Origin of the sequence: Streptomyces sp. NPDC048002, from assembly GCF_040653275.1 — a bacterium.
Taxonomy (GTDB): domain Bacteria; phylum Actinomycetota; class Actinomycetes; order Streptomycetales; family Streptomycetaceae; genus Streptomyces.
Genome location: NZ_JBEZNL010000002.1, coordinates 484,186 through 501,362, shown reverse-complemented (window position 1 = coordinate 501,362; position 17,177 = coordinate 484,186). Strand labels below are relative to the sequence as shown.

Annotated in this window: 18 protein-coding genes; 8 read left to right on the top strand and 10 right to left on the bottom strand. The window is 73.9% G+C overall.

Features of this window, described 5'->3' with window-relative positions; translation table 11 throughout:
• Positions 1-7: 7 nt before the first annotated feature.
• The 3 genes from AB0E07_RS05220 to AB0E07_RS05210 all read right to left on the bottom strand — a co-directional run bounded on the left by AB0E07_RS05220 (position 8) and on the right by AB0E07_RS05210 (position 2,994).
• Positions 8-1,792, bottom strand: coding sequence for an HEXXH motif domain-containing protein (locus AB0E07_RS05220; protein WP_362246592.1), 1,785 nt, complete (start codon positions 1,790-1,792; stop codon positions 8-10).
• Positions 1,793-1,809: 17 nt separating this feature from the next.
• Positions 1,810-1,992: a hypothetical protein gene (locus AB0E07_RS05215; RefSeq protein ID WP_362246590.1), complete on the bottom strand. Its 183-nt coding sequence runs from the start codon at positions 1,990-1,992 to the stop codon at positions 1,810-1,812.
• A 120-nt stretch (positions 1,993-2,112) separates the two neighbouring features.
• Positions 2,113-2,994, bottom strand: a complete 882-nt coding sequence (locus tag AB0E07_RS05210; protein WP_362246588.1) for a hypothetical protein — start codon at positions 2,992-2,994, stop codon at positions 2,113-2,115.
• Between the two features lie 205 nt (positions 2,995-3,199).
• Here AB0E07_RS05210 and AB0E07_RS05205 point away from each other — a divergent pair, with 205 nt between their 5' ends.
• Together AB0E07_RS05205 and AB0E07_RS05200 are read left to right on the top strand one after the other, a co-directional pair.
• Positions 3,200-3,373, top strand: coding sequence for a hypothetical protein (locus tag AB0E07_RS05205; RefSeq protein ID WP_362246586.1), 174 nt, complete (start codon positions 3,200-3,202; stop codon positions 3,371-3,373).
• Positions 3,370-5,079, top strand: a complete 1,710-nt coding sequence (locus AB0E07_RS05200) for an HEXXH motif domain-containing protein (RefSeq protein ID WP_362246584.1) — start codon at positions 3,370-3,372, stop codon at positions 5,077-5,079. The genes AB0E07_RS05205 and AB0E07_RS05200 overlap by 4 nt, the downstream gene beginning before the upstream one ends.
• Before the next feature lie 45 nt (positions 5,080-5,124).
• On the opposite strand, the gene AB0E07_RS05195 is transcribed toward AB0E07_RS05200, so the two are convergent.
• Positions 5,125-5,598 carry a GNAT family N-acetyltransferase gene (locus tag AB0E07_RS05195; RefSeq protein ID WP_362246582.1) on the bottom strand — a complete coding sequence of 158 codons (474 nt, stop codon included), beginning with the start codon at positions 5,596-5,598 and terminating at the stop codon, positions 5,125-5,127.
• Between the two features lie 9 nt (positions 5,599-5,607).
• Positions 5,608-6,438 carry an aminoglycoside phosphotransferase family protein gene (locus AB0E07_RS05190; RefSeq protein WP_362246580.1) on the bottom strand — a complete coding sequence of 277 codons (831 nt, stop codon included), beginning with the start codon at positions 6,436-6,438 and terminating at the stop codon, positions 5,608-5,610.
• Positions 6,439-6,534: 96 nt separating this feature from the next.
• Between AB0E07_RS05190 and AB0E07_RS05185 the strand changes: the two genes are divergently transcribed.
• Positions 6,535-7,941 (top strand): FAD-dependent oxidoreductase, encoded by a 1,407-nt coding sequence (locus tag AB0E07_RS05185; RefSeq protein WP_362246578.1) that lies wholly within the window; start codon positions 6,535-6,537, stop codon positions 7,939-7,941.
• A 40-nt stretch (positions 7,942-7,981) separates the two neighbouring features.
• On the opposite strand, the gene AB0E07_RS05180 is transcribed toward AB0E07_RS05185, so the two are convergent.
• Positions 7,982-9,385 carry a M1 family metallopeptidase gene (locus AB0E07_RS05180; protein WP_362246834.1) on the bottom strand — a complete coding sequence of 468 codons (1,404 nt, stop codon included), beginning with the start codon at positions 9,383-9,385 and terminating at the stop codon, positions 7,982-7,984.
• A 7-nt stretch (positions 9,386-9,392) separates the two neighbouring features.
• Here AB0E07_RS05180 and AB0E07_RS05175 point away from each other — a divergent pair, with 7 nt between their 5' ends.
• Positions 9,393-9,893, top strand: a complete 501-nt coding sequence (locus AB0E07_RS05175) for a hypothetical protein (protein ID WP_362246576.1) — start codon at positions 9,393-9,395, stop codon at positions 9,891-9,893.
• A gap of 279 nt (positions 9,894-10,172) precedes the next feature.
• Here the strand turns inward: AB0E07_RS05175 and AB0E07_RS05170 are convergent, their stop codons facing one another.
• Positions 10,173-10,850 (bottom strand): pentapeptide repeat-containing protein, encoded by a 678-nt coding sequence (locus AB0E07_RS05170; RefSeq protein ID WP_362246574.1) that lies wholly within the window; start codon positions 10,848-10,850, stop codon positions 10,173-10,175.
• Between the two features lie 133 nt (positions 10,851-10,983).
• Here AB0E07_RS05170 and AB0E07_RS05165 point away from each other — a divergent pair, with 133 nt between their 5' ends.
• Positions 10,984-12,144, top strand: coding sequence for an NAD(P)-binding protein (locus tag AB0E07_RS05165; protein WP_362246572.1), 1,161 nt, complete (start codon positions 10,984-10,986; stop codon positions 12,142-12,144).
• Positions 12,145-12,197: 53 nt separating this feature from the next.
• Positions 12,198-13,178, top strand: a complete 981-nt coding sequence (locus tag AB0E07_RS05160; RefSeq protein ID WP_362246570.1) for a zinc-binding dehydrogenase — start codon at positions 12,198-12,200, stop codon at positions 13,176-13,178.
• 131 nt (positions 13,179-13,309) lie between these two features.
• On the opposite strand, the gene AB0E07_RS05155 is transcribed toward AB0E07_RS05160, so the two are convergent.
• Entirely contained in the window at positions 13,310-13,885 is a 576-nt protein-coding gene (locus AB0E07_RS05155; protein WP_356312977.1) for a TerD family protein, read from the bottom strand.
• Positions 13,886-14,053: 168 nt separating this feature from the next.
• On the opposite strand from AB0E07_RS05155, the gene arfB reads away from it, so the two are divergent.
• Together arfB and AB0E07_RS05145 are read left to right on the top strand one after the other, a co-directional pair.
• Positions 14,054-14,491, top strand: coding sequence for an alternative ribosome rescue aminoacyl-tRNA hydrolase ArfB (arfB, locus tag AB0E07_RS05150; RefSeq protein ID WP_362246567.1), 438 nt, complete (start codon positions 14,054-14,056; stop codon positions 14,489-14,491).
• A gap of 117 nt (positions 14,492-14,608) precedes the next feature.
• Positions 14,609-15,451: a sigma-70 family RNA polymerase sigma factor gene (locus AB0E07_RS05145; protein WP_362246566.1), complete on the top strand. Its 843-nt coding sequence runs from the start codon at positions 14,609-14,611 to the stop codon at positions 15,449-15,451.
• Positions 15,452-15,752: 301 nt separating this feature from the next.
• Here AB0E07_RS05145 and AB0E07_RS05140 read toward each other — a convergent pair whose 3' ends face one another.
• Both AB0E07_RS05140 and AB0E07_RS05135 read right to left on the bottom strand, forming a co-directional pair.
• On the bottom strand, positions 15,753-16,247 hold the full coding sequence (locus AB0E07_RS05140; RefSeq protein WP_362246564.1) for a GNAT family N-acetyltransferase: 495 nt from the start codon (positions 16,245-16,247) through the stop codon (positions 15,753-15,755).
• Between the two features lie 48 nt (positions 16,248-16,295).
• Positions 16,296-16,874 carry a flavin reductase family protein gene (locus AB0E07_RS05135; RefSeq protein ID WP_362246562.1) on the bottom strand — a complete coding sequence of 193 codons (579 nt, stop codon included), beginning with the start codon at positions 16,872-16,874 and terminating at the stop codon, positions 16,296-16,298.
• Positions 16,875-17,177 lie beyond the last annotated feature (303 nt).

Below are 17,177 nucleotides of genomic sequence, written 5' to 3'. Positions count from 1 at the left end.
CGGCTCCCTAATCGGGCCGGTCCGCCAGCCAGGTCGCGAGGCGGACCGGGTCGGGCGGTGTTCCCGTCGCCGCGGTCACGGCCCGGTGCACCGCCCTGGCCCGTTCCGGGTGGTGGCGCAGGAAATGGGCGGCCGTCGGGGACGTGCGGGTCAGGGCCAGCGTGCGGGCGAGGCCGGCCCAGGCCGTGGGGTGCTCGGGGGTGGCCGCCAGGTGGGCGAGATAGGCGTCCTGGGCCGCTCCGGCCGCGCCCGCCGCCAGCAGGGCGTCCGCGCCCGAGGCTCCGGTCACCGCCGCCTTCTCCGGGTCCTCGCCGCTCAGCCGGTGGCGGGTGAGCACGGCCAGGGAGTCCAGCCAGCGGGCCGAGTCGTCGGGCACCACCTCCGGGGGCGTGTCCAAGGAGCGCGGCGGTGCCGGGGCCTCGGCCAGCCAGGCCCGCACCGCCTCCCGCACGGCCCGCTCCGGGGGCCGCAGGTGGTGGGCGCGCCAGCGGGTGGCGTGGTCGCTGACGCAGGCGCGGGCCAGCGAGCGGGGGAGGTCCGGCACCGGCTCGTCCAGCCAGCGCGTGCACAGGGCGTACAGGCGGTCCAGGAGCTGGGCGCCCACCGGGGTGAGGCGTTCGTGCCGGTGGACCTGGCGCAGGGCCGTGGTCACATGGGCGCGCCACAGGGCGAACTCGAAGTGGGCCATGGGGGTCGAGGCACCCGAGGCCAGTCGGTGGGTGCGCCAGAAGCGGGCGATGCCCACGAAGGCGTAGATGCCCTGCATCAGCCCGTCCAACGGGCGGGGGTCGTCCCGCCAGGGCGCGTACCAGAGTTCAGGGTTCTCGGCCGTCTCCTCGGCGAGCAGGGGGGTCAGGTGCAACAGCCCGCCCAGCTTGGTGTGCTGGAATTCGTGCACCAGGGTGACGGCGAGCTGGACGGGGTCGTCCGGTGCCGAGGACTCGATGCCGCCGAAGGCATCCCCCGCAGTGACACTGCGTGGCCGAAACCTTTCCCTCGGCGGGCCGGGCGTCAGGGACAGCAGCCCCGCCCGCATCGCCTCCGCCGTCCGCGGCTGCTCCTCCAGCAGAATCGTCCACGCCCGGTCCACCGCACGGGCCCAGCCCCGCGCCTCCTCCTCCGACAGCGGGTCCGGTTCGGTCGGCCGGGGATACGTCCGGTACGGGTCCACGTCGTCCAGGGCGAGCGAGAGGCGATGGGTCGGCGGGCCGACCCTCAGGCGCCGCAGCGGACGCCACCCCGGGCCGGGGGTGTCCGGCGGGTCCGGGACGGTCACCGCGGCATCCGGTGCCACCACGACCGCCCGCCCGGACTCCGCGCGGACCGTGGCCCTCGCCCACGGCTCGGTCGCGGGCAGTTCGGCGCAGCCCAGGGTGGGCAGGGTGACGCGGCCGTGCCGCATCGGGACCTCGATCGAGAAGTCGAGCTCCGCGCGTAGCGCCGCCACCGCGGCGAGGGCGGAGACATGGCCCAGCACCACCCACGGCGGCTGGTCGTCCGGCACCGCGCTGCCGCGCACCCGGCGCAGCGCCGTGGCCAGCCACATGCCGGTCTGCGGATACATCAGCAGCTCGTCGACGGCCTCCGGTGCCCGGCGCTGGGCCGCGCTGAGCAGGTCCCAGGCGGGGCCGATGCCGGCCGCGTCGTCGAGCATCCGCAACAGCAGCAGCCGGCGACTGCGCTCGGCGGCCAGGAGCAGACCGATCGTGGCCGGACCGCCCTCGCCGCAGCTCAGTTCATCCAGTGCGGACGACGGCAGACGGTGTCGGGGGAGCGTGGGATCAGCTCGCATCGGCGGCCCAGGCGTCGTCAGTCGTACCGCTCCGCGCTGGGGTTGAAGTCGCTGACGCTCGCCTGGGCGAGGTCGATGCGCTCGCGCAGCTCCGCCAGGGAGCCCGCGAGAACCTGACCGTCCAAGGAGCGCAGCGTTTCAAGAGATACCCCCGCGAGATCGACTAGGTTGGACTCGACGGCGGCCACAGACGGCTCCATGACGGCCAAACCCCTTCCCTCCGGCTGCTATTGGCGTACAGGCTGCTCGCGCATCCCCCTGATAATGGCCCGCCGTGCAGGGGATGAAACCCCGTGCTCCCGCCGCGCCGCGATATCAGGTCAGCGGTGGCGCCGGGACAACTCCACCGCCTCCTGGTCCATTCGGGCAACCCCGGTGGAGTCGCCCTCAACCCACCGTATCGCTTCCAGGAGTTGGTCCAAGGTCCCCCGATAACGCAGGCAGGTGCGCAGGATGTTGAACACGTCCGGGCGCAGGGCCGGCGAGCGCGGGGTCATGGCCGAGATGACCGGGTCGATGCTGTCGAGGATCAGGGTGAGGGCGTCGCGGTCGCTCACCGAGGGGATCTCGGTCAACGCGGTGACCAGGCCGTCGAGTTCGCGCAGCGGAAGACGCTCCGGCAGGTGCGCGAGGCCGGGCGGGCCGGACAGGCCGGCCGGGGTCGCGGGCAGGCCCGCGTACGTGTGCAGCAGGGACAGTTCGGTGGGGGAGAGCAAGTCGTACCAGCGGTCCACGCGGACCGCGGTGAGGCGGTGCGGGCCGTCCGCCGGGCGGTGGGCGCCGACCACGCCGATCAGGCGGTCCTCGTGCCGGACGGCGGCGCCGCACAGCGCGTCCGGAAGGGGGTGCGGGAGCTCGGGCTCCAGGGCCAGTACGAGTCGGTGGGCGCGGTCGTCGGGCGGGGTGAGGAGCGCGCCCTCGGTGCGGGGGGCGGTGCCGATCGTGACCCGTAGGGCGGTGGGCGGGCGCGGGGCGGCGCCGTAGGCGGGCGGCACGCAGGCGTCCGGTACGGGGCCCGTCAGTTCCAGCAGGGCCGCCTCGGCCGCCGCGGAGGCGAGGGCCACGCGGGCGGACGCCGTCCACTCCTCGCCCCGGTCCGACCGGAACCGTACGCACGCCTCCCGCGCCTCGCCGACCAGGTGCGCGGAGCTGAGGACCCAGCGGTCGCCGACCCGGTACCCGCAGCCGTGCCGCGCGCCCACGACGACCTCGGCCGCTCGCCCCCTGATCAGTGCAACTCCTCTGCCGCAGAGCGGTGTTCTCCCACGCACGCTGCATACCCGCACCACTGTTCCGTCACTCGATCCGGGCTGATTCGGCGCTGTGGAGCTGTGAGGTGTCCGTGATGCATTAGGGTCGCCGCTGTAATACGTGTAAAACACCTGAAACAGTGAAATGGACGGGGTCATGGACAAGTCCGGAGTCGAGTCCGAGCTGATCGACCTGAGCGGGGTTCCGCTGGACGTCTGGCCCTCCCTTCATCTTCCGTCCGCCGATGCCTCGCTGCGGCGGCTGCTCAGCCGGATCGACGACCCGGCCGGCAGTCTCGGCGGCTACAACCCGCAGCGCGACGAAGCGTGACCGGCGCGCACGTCCTGCCGGCCGACGCCTTCGACGAACTCCTCGGCGGCGGGGGCGGTCCCGCGACGGTGGCCGCGCTCCGGGCGAGTGAGCGCAGCTGGCGGCTGCTGGTCGTACGGGCCCTGATCGACGCGTACGGGACGGCTCCCGACGGGGCGTGGGAGCTGCTCATGCGGGCCCGGGCCGCCGACGAGGCCGCCTTCGAGGAACTGCTCGCCTATCCGGCCGTCGGGGTGTGGGCGGCGCACACCCTGCGGCGGCTGCGCGGCAGCGCGGCCGGTACCGAACCGCCCGACACCGGGTATCTGCACGCTGTCGCGGCGAGCGCGGCGATCCGTGCCGGTCTCGACTTCCGTACCGTCGTCCCCGTGCGGGAGGGGTGGGCCGTACTGCCCGCCCTCGGGGCCGTGCGCGTGCCCGGCGCCGACACCGCCGAGGTGTCCGCCGCCCAGGGACGGGTGCTGGTGGCCGGGGAACCGCTGGAGGGCCCCCGCTGGCACCCGCTGACCCGGCTGCGCGCCGACGGGTGGGCGCTCGTTCTCGACGACGCCGATCCCTACCGCAGCCTGCGCACCCCCCTGTCCACCGAACCGGTCGACGCCGAGGGCTGGCAGGAGCTGTTCGCCGGGGCGTGGGAGATCCTGCGCGCCCTCGACGCGGAGGCGGCCCGCGCGCTGGCGGGCGGCCTGGTCACCCTCGTGCCCCGCCCGCGCGCCGAGCGGTTCCGTCCGCACAGCGCCTCCTCCGGGGACGCCTTCGGCGCCGCCCTCGTCTCCGTCCCCGACGACGCCGAGCAGCTCGCCGCGACGCTGGTGCACGAGTTCCAGCACAACAAACTCAGCGCCTTCATGCACCTGTTCACCCTGTACGAGGACCAGGACCAGGACCAGGATCAGGACCAGGACCGGGACCGGGACCAGGGCCGGGACCAGGGCCGCGGGCAGCGGCTCCACTACGCGCCCTGGCGGGACGATCCGCGTCCGCTCGGCGGTCTGTTGCAGGGGGTGTACGCCTTCTTCGGGGTCACCGGGTTCTGGCGGCGGCGTGAACATCCGCTCGGACGCTTCGAGTTCGCGCTGTGGCGCGAGCAGACCGCGCACGCCCTGCGGGGGATCGCCGCGGCGGACGGCCTGAACGAGCGGGGGCGCCGGCTGGTGGCCGAGCTGACGGAGCGGCTGTCGCCGTGGCTCGCCGAGCCGGTGGAGGGCGATGCCCTGGGTGCCGCGGAGCTCGCCGCGGCGGATCACCGGGCGACCTGGCGTGCGTATCATCTGCGCCCCGACCCGCGGGTGGTACGCGCACACCTGGAGGGCCGGCCGCTGGACGAGGGCGCGCCGGAGCTGGTCCCCGGGGTCCCGGCCCGCGGCCTCGACACCCGTGCCACGCTGCTGCGCCGCCGGCTGGCCGACCCGGCGGGCTTCGACGCCCTGCGCGAGGACCCCGGCGCCGCGGTGGAGGGCGCCCGCCCCGAGGACATCGCCCTGGTCACCGGGGACACCGCGGGGGCGCTCGCGGCGTTCCGGGCCCGCCTCCTGCGCGGTGACGGGGACCCCGAGACCTGGGTGGGCCTCGGGCTCGCGGCCCGGGCGGCCGGTGATCCGGCGGGCGAGGCGCTGCTCGGCCGACCGGAGCTGGTCATGGCGGCGCACGCCGAACTCGGGTGGGAGTCCGACCCGTTGGAGACGGCCAGGGGGCTCCTCGGCTGATCCGTGCAGCCTGTCCGGCGCCGGGATTGAGGGAGCGGGGGCGGCTCAGCCGCCCAGCGCCAGCAGTGCCTCGTCCGTCAGGCGGTACACCGTCCACTCGTCCTGGGGGCGGGCGCCCAGGGACTCGTAGAAGGCGATGGACGGGGTGTTCCAGTTCAGGACGGACCACTCCAGGCGTTCGTAGCCGCGTGCCACGCAGATCCGGGCCAGTTCGGTGAGCAGGGCCTTGCCGTGGCCGGCGCCGCGGGCCGTGGGGCGGACGTAGAGGTCCTCCAGGTAGATGCCGTGGACACCGCGCCAGGTGGAGAAGTTCAGGAACCACAGGGCGAAGCCGACCGGTTCGCCCGTCCCGTCGTCGACGGCGAGGTGGGCGTAGGCGGCGGGGCGCTCGCCGAACAGGGCCTCGTGGAGCTGCTCCTCCGTGGCCCGGACCTCGTGCAGGGCCTTCTCGTACTCGGCCAGCTCGCGGACGAGCGCGTGGATGACCGGGATGTCGGCGGGGGTCGCGGTGCGGATCATGGGGGGAGGTTAACCCGACCGTCCGCGGAGCCGGTTGACGATCTCCAGCTGCTCGGCCAGCGGCGGCTCTTCCTCCTCGATGTGCCACACCGCGTTCTGGAGGACCCGGCCGTACGTCCAGGCGCGGGCCCTCTCCCGGTCCAGGGCCAGCACCTCCGTCATCGTGTCGAAGCGCCGGCGGACCTCGTCGGCCTCGAACCGGTTCCACAGGGCGGGGAGCAGTTCGAAACCGGGGTCGCCCGCGAGGGGCTTGGGGTCGATGGCGAGCCAGGGGGCGCGGTCGGAGGCCAGGACGTTCTCGAAGTGCAGGTCCCAGTGGAGGAGCCGGTCGCCGGGTTCGGCGGCCACCTCGTCGAGCGCGGCCGCGCAGTCCGCGAGGAGACGTCGTACGGCGAGGTCCTCGACCCGGGGCAGGACGGCCGCCGCGCGGTCCAGGAGGCGCGGTACGAGGTCCGCCAGGCGGCGCAGTTCCGGCGGGGCCGGCGTGGCCGTCAGCTCGGCCAGCAGACGGGCGACGACCAGCGTCGCCTCGCGGGTGTCGGGCAGGTCGTCCAACGGGCGCGTCATGTCCAGGCGTTCGAGGAGCATGGTGCCCGTGCCGGGGTCGTGAGCGAGGAGGCGGGCGGCGCCGGAGCCGTCCCAGGCGCGCAGTGCGAGGGGCTCGCCGGCCGTCTCCTCGTCGACGTCCTGGAGCTTCAGCACGGCGGGTGTGCCGTCGGCCTCCAGCACGGGCAGGACCAGCGCGCACCGGCCGCTCATGGTCGGGCCGTCGGGGCGCAGGTCCCACTCCCGGAGGAAGCGTGCGGCGCGCTCGTCGTACTCGGCAGGGAGATCGCTCACGGTCCGACGGTAGCGGCGTTCCCGGGGCCCGAGCCACGCGATAACGACGGAATCCGAAGGAGACAGTGACCGCCGCGACGGGTTACCGTCCCGGCCATGAGCAGCTCGGACAGCGGTGTCGTCAACGGCGGCATCTCCTTCTGGTACGCGGACGACGGCCTTCCTGCGGTGCGGGAGCCGCTGCCCGGGGACACCACGGCGGACGTCGTGATCGTCGGCGGCGGATACACGGGACTGTGGACCGCGTACTACCTGAAGAAGGCGGCGCCGTTCCTCCGGATCACCGTCCTGGAGCAGAAGTTCTGCGGCTACGGCGCCTCGGGCCGCAACGGCGGCTGGCTGTACAACGGCATCGCGGGCCGCGACCGGTACGCGAAGCTGCACGGGCACGAGGCCGCCGTACGGCTCCAGCGGGCCATGAACGAGACCGTGGACGAGGTCCTCGCCGTGGTCGCCGCCGAGCACATCGAGGCCGACGCGCACCACGGCGGGGTGCTCGAAGTGGCCCGCACACCCGCGCAGTTGGCACGGCTGAACGCGTTCCACCGGGCGGAGCTGGCGTTCGGGGAGAAGGACCGGGAGCTGTACGACGCCCGGCAGACCGCCGAGCGGATCCGGGTCGCGGACGCGGTCGGCTCGTCCTGGACCCCGCACGGCGCCCGGGTGCACCCGGTGAAGCTGGTGAAGGGGCTGGCGGCGGCGGTCGAGGCGCTCGGGGTCGTCGTCCACGAGGGCACCCCGGTGACGGAGATCCGCCCCCGGCACGCGGTGACGCCGTACGGCACCGTCCGCGCGCCCTACGTCCTGCGCTGCACCGAGGGCTTCACGGCCGCCCTCAAGGGCGAGCGGCGGACCTGGCTGCCGATGAACTCCTCGATGATCGCCACCGAGCCGCTCACCGACGAGCAGTGGGAGTCGGTCGGCTGGGACGGGCGCGAGGCGCTCGGCGACATGGCGCACGCCTACATGTACGCGCAGCGCACGGCCGACGGGCGGATCGCGCTCGGCGGGCGCGGGGTGCCGTACCGGTTCGGCTCGCGCACCGACAACGACGGGCGCACCCAGGCCGCCACCGTCGAGGCGCTGCGGGAGATCCTGCACGGCTTCTTCCCCCAGCTCGCCGGAGTCCGGGTCGAACACGCCTGGTCCGGGGTGCTGGGTGTGCCCCGGGACTGGTGCGCCACGGTGACCCTGGACCGGTCGACGGGGCTCGGCTGGGCGGGCGGGTACGTCGGTTCCGGCGTGGCCACGGCGAACCTCGCGGCGCGGACGCTGAAGGACCTGGTCCAGCAGGACTCGGGGCAGGCCGGGCGCACGGAGCTGACGGAGCTGCCCTGGGTGGGCCACAAGGTCCGCAAGTGGGAGCCGGAGCCGCTGCGCTGGCTCGGTGTGCAGGGCATGTACGCGGTGTACCGGGCGGCGGACCGGCGGGAGACGGCGACGCACAGCGCCGGGTCCTCGCGGCTGGCGCGGGCGGCGGACCGGGTGGCTGGGCGGGGCTGAGGGTGGTCGCGGGTTCTGGGCGGGGTCGGCGAGGGCTGTCTCAGCGGGGGCTGTCCGGCTTTCCCTCCCCGTACAGCCAGTCCGCCCAGATCTCGTCGAAGTCTTCGTCCGGGACCCGCTCCTCGACGTACCGGGTGAAGTCCTCGGTGTCCGCGTTGCCGTGGCGGTGGCGGGCCGTCCAGCCCTGGACGAGGTCGTAGAAGGCGTCGTCGCCCACCTGCTCGCGGATCCTGTGGACGACCATCGCGCCCCGGTCGTAGACCGGCCGGTCGGAGATGTGCGCGGGGCCGGAGGGTTTCGCGGGCGGGAAGGACCACAGCTCGGGGTCGTCCTCGGCGTACACCGACTCGAACCGCTCCCGGGCGCTCTCGCCGCCCTGGTCCTCCTCCCACAGCCACTCCGCGTAGGTGGCGAAGCCCTCGTTCAGCCACATGTCCCGCCAGGACTCGGGGGAGACGGAGTTGCCGAACCACTGGTGGGCGATCTCGTGGACGAGCAGCGCGGTGTCGGGGGCGCCGGGGAAGACGGGCCGGTTCTGGGTCTCCAGGGCGTAGTCGGACACCCCGGCGGGGGCGACGATCAGGCCGGTGGAGGTGAAGGGGTACGGCCCGAAGTTGTACTCCGCCCACTCCATGACCCCGGGCAGCTCGTCGACGGCGTCCGGTTCGCCCTCCGACCGGTCCACGGCCGTGTACGCCGGGTGGCCGGCGGCGGTGGAGCGGCGGACCGCGTAGTCGCCGACGGCGAGCGTGGCGACATGGCTCGCCATCGGCTCCTCGGTCCGCCAGGTGCGGACCGTCCGGCCGCCTCGGGTGCGCTCGTCGGACGGTTCCCCGTTGGAGACGGCCTCGACGCCCTCGGGCACGCTGACCGTCAGCTCGTACGACGCCTTGTCCGCGGGGTGGTGGTTGCCGGGGAACCAGGTCATCGAGCCCATCGGCTCGCCCAGTGCGACGGCGCCGTCCTCGGTGAACAGCCAGCCTTCCCGGGAGCCGTCCGGGTCGGTGAGGGTGCGGGGGGTGCCGGCGTAGCGCACCCGCGTCTCGAAGGTCTCGCCGCGGTCCAGGGGGCGGGGCGGGCGGACGGTCAGTTCCTGGCCGTCGCGGCTGAAGCGGGCCCGCTCGCCCGCCACCGTGACCTCCTCGACCTTCAGTCCGGCGAGGTCCAGGTTGAAGGCGGAGAGGTCCTCGGTGGCGCGGGCGGTGACGGTGGCTGTGCCGTCCAGGTGCCGGCGGGCGGGGTCGTAGGAGAGGTCGAGGGCGTAGTGGCCGACGTCGTAGCCGCCGTTGCCCGCCTTCGGGAAGTACGGGTCGCCCAGGCCCGGGGCGCCCGCGCCGGGCCCGCCGTCACCGCCCCCGCACGCGGTGAGCGCGAGGAGGAGCAGAGCGGGGAGAAACCGTACGGACCGGGGCACAATCGCGATCCTACGAGGGCGTGACACCATCACGTACGTGCTCGACATCGGCTACGCCCTCTCCAACCGCTTCCCGGACCTGCCGCAGACCGACTACCGGCGTGCGGACGTCCGCGCGCTGCGGCACGACCTGTTCTGCGGTGACGTCTACCTGGCCGACACCAAGGCGGACCGGGAGCTGTCCACGGCCTGGGGATGGGTGCCGGTGCTGGACTTCGCCTGGGCGCTGTGCGACATCGTGGAACAGCTGGACCGCGATCCGGCCGGCTCCCGGGCCGCCCGCCCGCAGCGCGCGGAGCTGGACTTCACCGAGTCCACCGACCGGATGCTCTTCGAGCGGCGCTTCGGCTGGGTCGACGTCGAGGCCGACTGGATGCCGGCCGAGGAGGCGCCGCTGAGCTTCTCGCACGCGGAACTGCGGCGCGAGGCGCGGGACTTCCTGCACGATCTGGTCGCCGACCTGTGCGACCTGCACGAGGACCTGGCGGAGAACCCGGCGATCTGGACCCTCCAGGCCCGCTTCCCCCGCCTGCCGTGACCGGCGGGACGCCCCCGTCGGTCAAGGCCCGCTTCCTTCGCCTGCCGTGACCGGTGGGACGCCCCCGTCGGTCAAGGCCCGCTTCCTTCGCCTGCCGTGACCGGCTGGACGCCCTCGCCGATCCAGCACGCCGATGCGTCGCCGGTCGGGCCGCGGCCGCCCCGGATGCCTTGATCCCGGGCCGACGGCCTCGGGCGCCGCGCGGTGTCGTGGATTCCGGAGCGTCGTGAATTCGGGGCGCCGCCGACGTCCGGGTGGGCCGGCCCTGCCGTTCCGCGGCTACTGCTCCACGCGGATCCCCAGTGCCGCCGCCAGGACCGGGGCCAGGTCCAGCAGCTGGCCCGTGCTGATCACGGCGCCCGCCAGGCGGTCCACCCCGCGGGCGACCTCCAGGGACGCCGCCTCCCTGAGGTCCACGTCCTTGAGGGTCGCCCCCGCCAGCTCCGCCCCCTTGAGCACGCTGCCCGGGAACGAGACCCGCTCCAGCACGGCCCCGCCGAAGTCCGGCTGGACCAGGACGCAGTTCTCGAAGACGACGTCCCTGACCCGGGCGCCGCGCAGATTCAGATAGTCGATCTTGCCGCCGCGGATCAGCACCCGTTCCAGCACGGCGCCGTGCAACTGGACACCGCCCAGGCGCGCGTCGCGCACCTCCACGTCCCGCAGGGTCGCCTCCGCGAGGTCGGTGCCGACCCCGCGCGGGGCGGTGAGCACCGAGTCCAGGAAGCGGGCCCGGGTCAGCCGGGTCCCGTCCAGCGCGCACTCCGTCAGCGCGCAGTCCATGAAGCGGGCGCCGCCGCCGTCCTGCCCGGAGAGATCCGCCGCGCTGAACTCCAGCCCGTCGTAGTCGCCGTCCGGCTCCAGCTCCCCGTCGGTGTGCGGCTCCAGCGCCGGAAGCCGCACCTCGGGCCGCCGGGCCGCCTTCACCCTCGTACCGTCGCCACCCGCAGTCACCATCACCCCATCCTGCACCCCGCCACTGACAACGCCGACGGCACGCCGGTGACCTGCGCCGATCCGGGCGGTGTCACATTTCGGGGCCCTCGTTCCGTCGTATGTGCGGAAGGCCACCGAGCAGAGGGAGACCCCCATGCAGCGCATCACCGTCATCGGCGGCGGCTTCGCCGGACTCACCGCGGCGGTCACCGCCGCGGAGGCGGGCGCCAAGGTCACCGTGTACGAGGCTCACCACACCCTGGGCGGGCGGGCCCGGACCGCCGACGGGCCGTACCGCACCAACGAGGGGCCGCACGCCCTCTACAACGGCGGCCCGCACTGGGCCTGGCTCAAGAAGCGGGACCTGATCGGACCGCTCGCCGCGATCCCGCCGCTGGAGGCGGCCCGGCTGCGGCTGCGCCACAAGGGCGTACTGCGCCGCACCCCGCCCTTCGGCATGCTCAAGCTGCTGCGCCACGGCGCGTCGCAGGCGCCCGTCGACGTCGACTTCCTGACCTGGGCGACCGGGGTGGCGGGCGAGGAGGGCGCGCGGGCCGCGGCCCACTACTCGGCGGTCGCCCTCTTCCACCACGACCCCGGCGCCCTCTCCGCGGCCTTCGTGCAGGAGCGGCTGCGCCGCGCCACCAAGCTCCCGCCGGAGGCGCACTACCCCCGCGGCGGCTGGGGCGGCCTCATCGGGCGGATGGCCGACCACGCCTGGAACCTCGGAGTGCGGATCGAGACCCTGTCCCGGGTCGACGCCCTCCCGACGGACACCCCGGTCGTCGTCGCGACCTCCCTGGACTCCGCGCGCCGGCTGCTCAAGGACGACACGCTGACCTGGCCGAGCGGCCGCACCGCGCTGATCGACCTCGCCGTGCGCACCCGGCGCGGGGACGCCTTCGTCGTGTCGGACCTGGACCACCCGGGGTGGATCGAGCGGTTCACCGCGCAGGACCGGACCCTCGCGCCCGCCGGTGAGCAGCTGATCCAGGGTCAGATCCCGCTCGGCCCCGGCGAGTCCAGGGCGGTCGGGACCGCCCGCGCCGAGGAACTCCTCGACCTCGGGTTCGAGGGCTGGCGGGACCGGGTCACCTGGCGGCGGGAGGCCCTCGCGGGCGGCCGCACCGGGGCCGTGGACCTGCCCGGCACCAGCTGGCGGGACCGGCCCGGGATCGACCGCGGTGAGGGCGTGTACCTCGCCGGTGACCAGGTCGCGGCGCCCGGCGTGCTCTCCGAGGTGTCCTTCAACAGCGCCCTGAACGCGGTGTCGCTGGCGCTCGGCCGGGGCGCCCTTGACCTCAAGCATGCTTGAGGTTGAAGGGTGGGGGTCCTGAACACACCCGCGGACCCGATGGGGGAGCCCTCATGCACGCCATTCGCCTGCACGCCTTCGGCCCGGCCGAGAACCTCGTCCACGAGCGTGTCGAGGACCCTCGGCCCGGTCCCGGCCAGGTCCGGATCGCGGTCGCCGCTGCCGGTGTCCATCTCCTCGACACCGCCCTGCGCGAGGGCATGCGGGGTCCTGGCCCGGGACCGGCGACGCTGCCCACCGTGCCGGGGCGCGAGGTGGCGGGCGTGGTGGAGTCCCTCGGCGAGGGGGTGGCCGCACTGTGGCTCGGCAAGCGGGTGGTGGCCCACCTCGGCTTCGTGCCCGGCGGCTACGCCGAACTCGCGGTGACGGAGGTCGAGCGGCTGCACGAGATCCCGGCCGGCCTGGACTTCGCCGAGGCCGTCGCCATGATCGGCACGGGCCGTACGGCGATGGGGATCCTCCAGTTCGCGGAACTGGGCCCGGACTCCGTGGCCGTCGTGCCGGCGGCGGCCGGGGGCATCGGCACCCTGCTGGTGCAGTACGCCAAGAACGCCGGGGCCACCGTCGTCGGGCTGGCCGGCGGTCCCGCGAAGGCGGCCCTGGTGCGGGAGAACGGCGCGGATCTCGCCGTCGACTACAAGGAACCCGACTGGCCGGCGAAGGTCCGGGCCTGGCTGGGCGGACGGGCGGCCACGGTGGTCTTCGACGGGGTCGGCGGGGACGTGGCCCGGGAGTCCGTCGCCCTGCTCGGACCCGGCGGCCGGCACATCGTCTTCGGCTGGTCCGGCGAGGGGCTGCACAACGGCGCGCCCCACGTCGTCGAGGGGGTCTCCGAGCAGGTGCTCGGTCCCGTGATGCTGGGCCGGGCGGGCGGCCCCGACCCGCTCCGCACGCTGGAACTGCGCGCCCTGGTGGAGGCCGCCGAGGGCCGTCTCACCCCCGCCGTGCAACGCTTCCCGCTCGCGGAGGCGGCCGCCGCGCACCGTGCGCTGGAGAGCCGGGCGACGACCGGCAAGGTCGTCCTGGAGCCGTGAGCCGTGAGCCGTGAGCCGGGCGACGCGGGCCGGGCGACGCGGGCCGGTACGGCCGGACCCCCGGCCGCGAGGGCCGGGGGTCCGGGTCGAGCACGCGGGTCTCAGGCGCTGACGCCCTGGACGCCGACGACTCAGACGTTGACGCCGAAGTCCTGGGCGATGCCGACCAGGCCGGAGGCGTAGCCCTGGCCCACGGCGCGGAACTTCCACTCCGCGCCGTTGCGGTACAGCTCGCCGAAGACCATGGCGGTCTCGGTCGCCGCGTCCTCGGACAGGTCGTAGCGCGCGATCTCGGCGCCGCCGGCCTGGTTGACGATGCGGATGTAGGCGTTGCGGACCTGGCCGAAGTTCTGCGAGCGGTTCTCCGCGTCGTAGATCGAGACCGGGAAGACGATCTTGTCGATGTCGGCCGGGAGGCCGGCGAGGTTGACGTTGATCGCCTCGTCGTCGCCCGCGCCCTCACCGGTGCGGTTGTCACCGGTGTGGACGATGGTGCTGTCCGGGGTCTGCTTGTTGTTGAAGAACACGAAGTGGCCGTCGGAGTAGACCTTGCCCTGCGTGTTCACCGCGATCGCGGAGGCGTCGAGGTCGAAGTCCGTGCCGGTGGTGGTGCGGACGTCCCAGCCGAGGCCCACGGTGACGGCCGTCAGGCCCGGAGCCTCCTTGGTGAGCGAGACGTTGCCACCCTTGGACAGGCTTACAGCCATTGTTGGGAGTCCCTTCCCTCGTTTTGCTTACGAGCACGAAGCTACAGCTACCCCTATGAACGTCGAGAGGGGTACGCGAGGTTCCAGCTCGCTTTACTTTCTTTACTCGGCCTTCCGGAGCAGTCCGGGACGAAATTCGCGTGACGTGGACCGGACAGAGGCGCGACCATGGACGGCATGTCCGGTCCCTACGTCATCCGCGGCTCCGTCTCGCTCCCCGAGGCCGAGCTGATGTGGCGTTTCTCGCGTTCGTCGGGGCCCGGTGGACAGCACGTCAACACCAGTGACTCGCAGGTGGAGCTGCGCTTCGACCTGGCCGGCACCGAGGCGCTGCCCGAGGTGTGGAAGCAGCGGGCGCTGGAGCGGCTCGCCGGACGCCTGACCGACGGCGTCCTCAGTGTCCGCTCCTCCGAGCACCGCTCCCAGTGGCGCAACCGCGAGACCGCGGCGGTGCGGCTGGCCGCGCTGCTCGCCGAGGCCACGGCGCCCCCGCCCAAGCCCCGCCGGGCGACCCGTATCCCCCGGGGCATCAACGAGCGCCGGCTGCGGGAGAAGAAGCAGCGCTCGGACACCAAGCGCGGCCGCTCCGGCCGGGACTGGGGTTAGGGCAGGCCCAGGGCAGGCCCAGGGCAGTCCTGGCCGCCGCTGTCACACCGAGGGCGTGCCGTCCGTCATACGGGTGAGCGCGCGCGTGTGTGCCCCGACGAGAGGTGTGACGGACCGATGACCACCGACCACGACTTCCTGGCCCGGCGTTTCGAGGAGCACCGCGGGCATCTGCGGGCGGTCGCCCACCGCATGCTCGGCTCGGCCGCCGAGGCGGAGGACGCCGTGCAGGAGGCGTGGTTCCGGCTCAGCCGGTCCGAGCCGGAGCGGATCGACAACCTCGGCGGCTGGCTGACCACGGTCGTCGGCCGGGTCTGTCTGGACCTGCTCCGGTCCCGCGGCTCGCGCGCCGAGCGGCCGCTGGACGCCGTCGGCCCCCGTCCGGACGCCGACGCCGACCCCGAGCGGGACGCGCTGGTCGCCGACTCGGTGGGCGTGGCCCTGCTCGTCGTGCTGGAGAACCTGACCCCGGCCGAGCGGCTGGCGTTCGTGCTGCACGACCTGTTCGCCGTGGACTACGCGGAGATCGCGGCCGTGGTCGGCCGCAGCCCCGCCGCGACCCGGCAGCTGGCCAGCCGGGCCCGGCGCCGGGTGCGCGGGGCGCGGCCCTCGGACGCCGATCCGGCCCGTCGGCGCGCGGTCGTGGACGCCTTCCTGGCCGCGGCGCGCGAGGGCGACATCCAGGGGCTCGTCGACGTCCTCGACCCCGACGTGGTCGCCCACACCGAGGCCGGTGTGCTCGCGGGCGCCCGCGAGGTGGCCGGCAACGCCGCCCGCTTCGCCGCCCTCGCCCGGCTGGCCCGGCCCGCGCTCGTCGACGGCCGGGCGGGCCTGGTGCTCCTGGTGGACGGACGCCCGGAGCGGGTGCTGGACCTGACGGTGGTGGGCGGCCGGATCGCCGTCATCGACATCGTGAAGGACCCGGAGCGGCTGGTCCGCATGGACGTGCGGCCGCTCTGAGATCCGGCGCGCGGTCGGCCTGCCGCGACCCCGGCCTGCCGCGACCCCGGCCTGCCGGGTCGCCGGAAGCCCCGTCCGGCGCGACGGTTTCCGGCACCCCGCTCGCGGAGACTCGGCCCGCCCGTGGCGTCGCCGCCCGGCACACGCCCCAGGCCCGCGGCCGAAGGACTACGGCACTTCACCCGCGGCGATCGCACCCCACCCGCGCGACGGCGTCGGGCCCGGCGCGACGGTGGCCGGCTCGCGGCCCGGCGCCCGGTGCGCGTGATGGTGGTCGGCGGCGGGCAGCGGGCCCCGAGCCCTACGGCGTGGTGGCCGCGGCGTCCGCCGTCAGTTTCAGCACTCCCACCGTCTGGCCCCCGCTGGTCTCGCCGTTCGGTTCGAAGCCGAGGCCGAGGTAGAAGGGCTCGGGGCCGTCCGGGCCGGGGTGCCAGGTGACGTAGAGGTCGGTGCCGCCCCTGCGGCGCAGTTCCTCGGCCACGGACCGGACGGCGAAGCGGCCGTATCCGCGGCCCTGTTCCTCCGCCGCGATGTTCAGGCGCCACAGCCCGGAGCGGATGACGGAGCCGTCGCCCTTCCAGTCGATGTCGAAGAAGGCCATCAGGAAGCCCACCGCCCGGCCGTCGTCCACGATCAGCCGCGGCCAGGCGACCCCGGGCCAGACGTAAGCCTCGGCGAGGGAATGCGCGACCGGTTCGACGGCGTGCTCCTGGTCCGGGCGGATCCGGATGGCGAGAGCGTCCTCGACATTGCGCGGAGTGAGGGTTTCGAGGCGTGGGCCGGTGGCGGTCGTCATGGGCGCACCATAGGACGCGCACTCACACTCCGTCACATGAATTCCGGCTCAGCCCAATTGGCGATAGCGACCGCGGAAATAGGTGAGCGGGCCGCCTTCCGCGCTCGGAAGGCGAGCGGTCAGAACACGGCCGACGACCAGGGTGTGGTCGCCCGCGGCGATCCGTTGTTCGGTGCGGCACTCCAGGGTGGCGAGCGCGCCGCCCAGCAGCGCGGCGCCGGTGGCCTCGCCGCGCACGTGGGGGATGTCCTCGAACAGGAGGCGGTCGCTGATGCGGCCCTTCATGGCGAAGCGGCCGGCGATGTGCCGCTGGCTCTCGGACAGCACCGAGACCGCCCACAGGGGCTGCTCGTCGAGCAGGTCGTCCATGCGTCCGCCGGTCTTCAGGCTGACCAGCACCAGGGGCGGGTCCAGGGAGACCGACACGAAGGCCGTGGCGGTCATGCCGACGTCCTCGCCCCGCGGCCCGTCCGGGGCGAGGGGCGGTTCGAACGCGGTCACCAGGACCACGCCCGCGGCCAGCCGGGACATGGCGGCGCGGAACTCGTCGTTGCTCACCCCCTCAGCATGCCCGGCGGCGGAGGGCTCGGTGATCGGGGGGAGCGGGGCGGGGGAAGTGTTCGGCACGCCGGAAACGCTAATCTCCCGGTGGGACCGTCACATCGGGCCCGGGTCCGAGAGCGGACCTAGGACCTTCGGCGGACGTCTTCGGAGCGGAGTCGAATGACTTCGCGCAGTGTCCAAAGTTTGCGTTCAGGAAACGCACAGGAAAAACGCAGAAACCCCGCTCAATTGTTCATCTTTCGCTGTGACTTGAGTCACAAGGGGCACTAATTGTTGACCCTGTGTACCGAGTGGGCAGCGCGCTGTGATTCAGTGGCTGGGGACCTTCATCAAGAACAGCAAGGGCACCGCACAGAAAAGACGCCG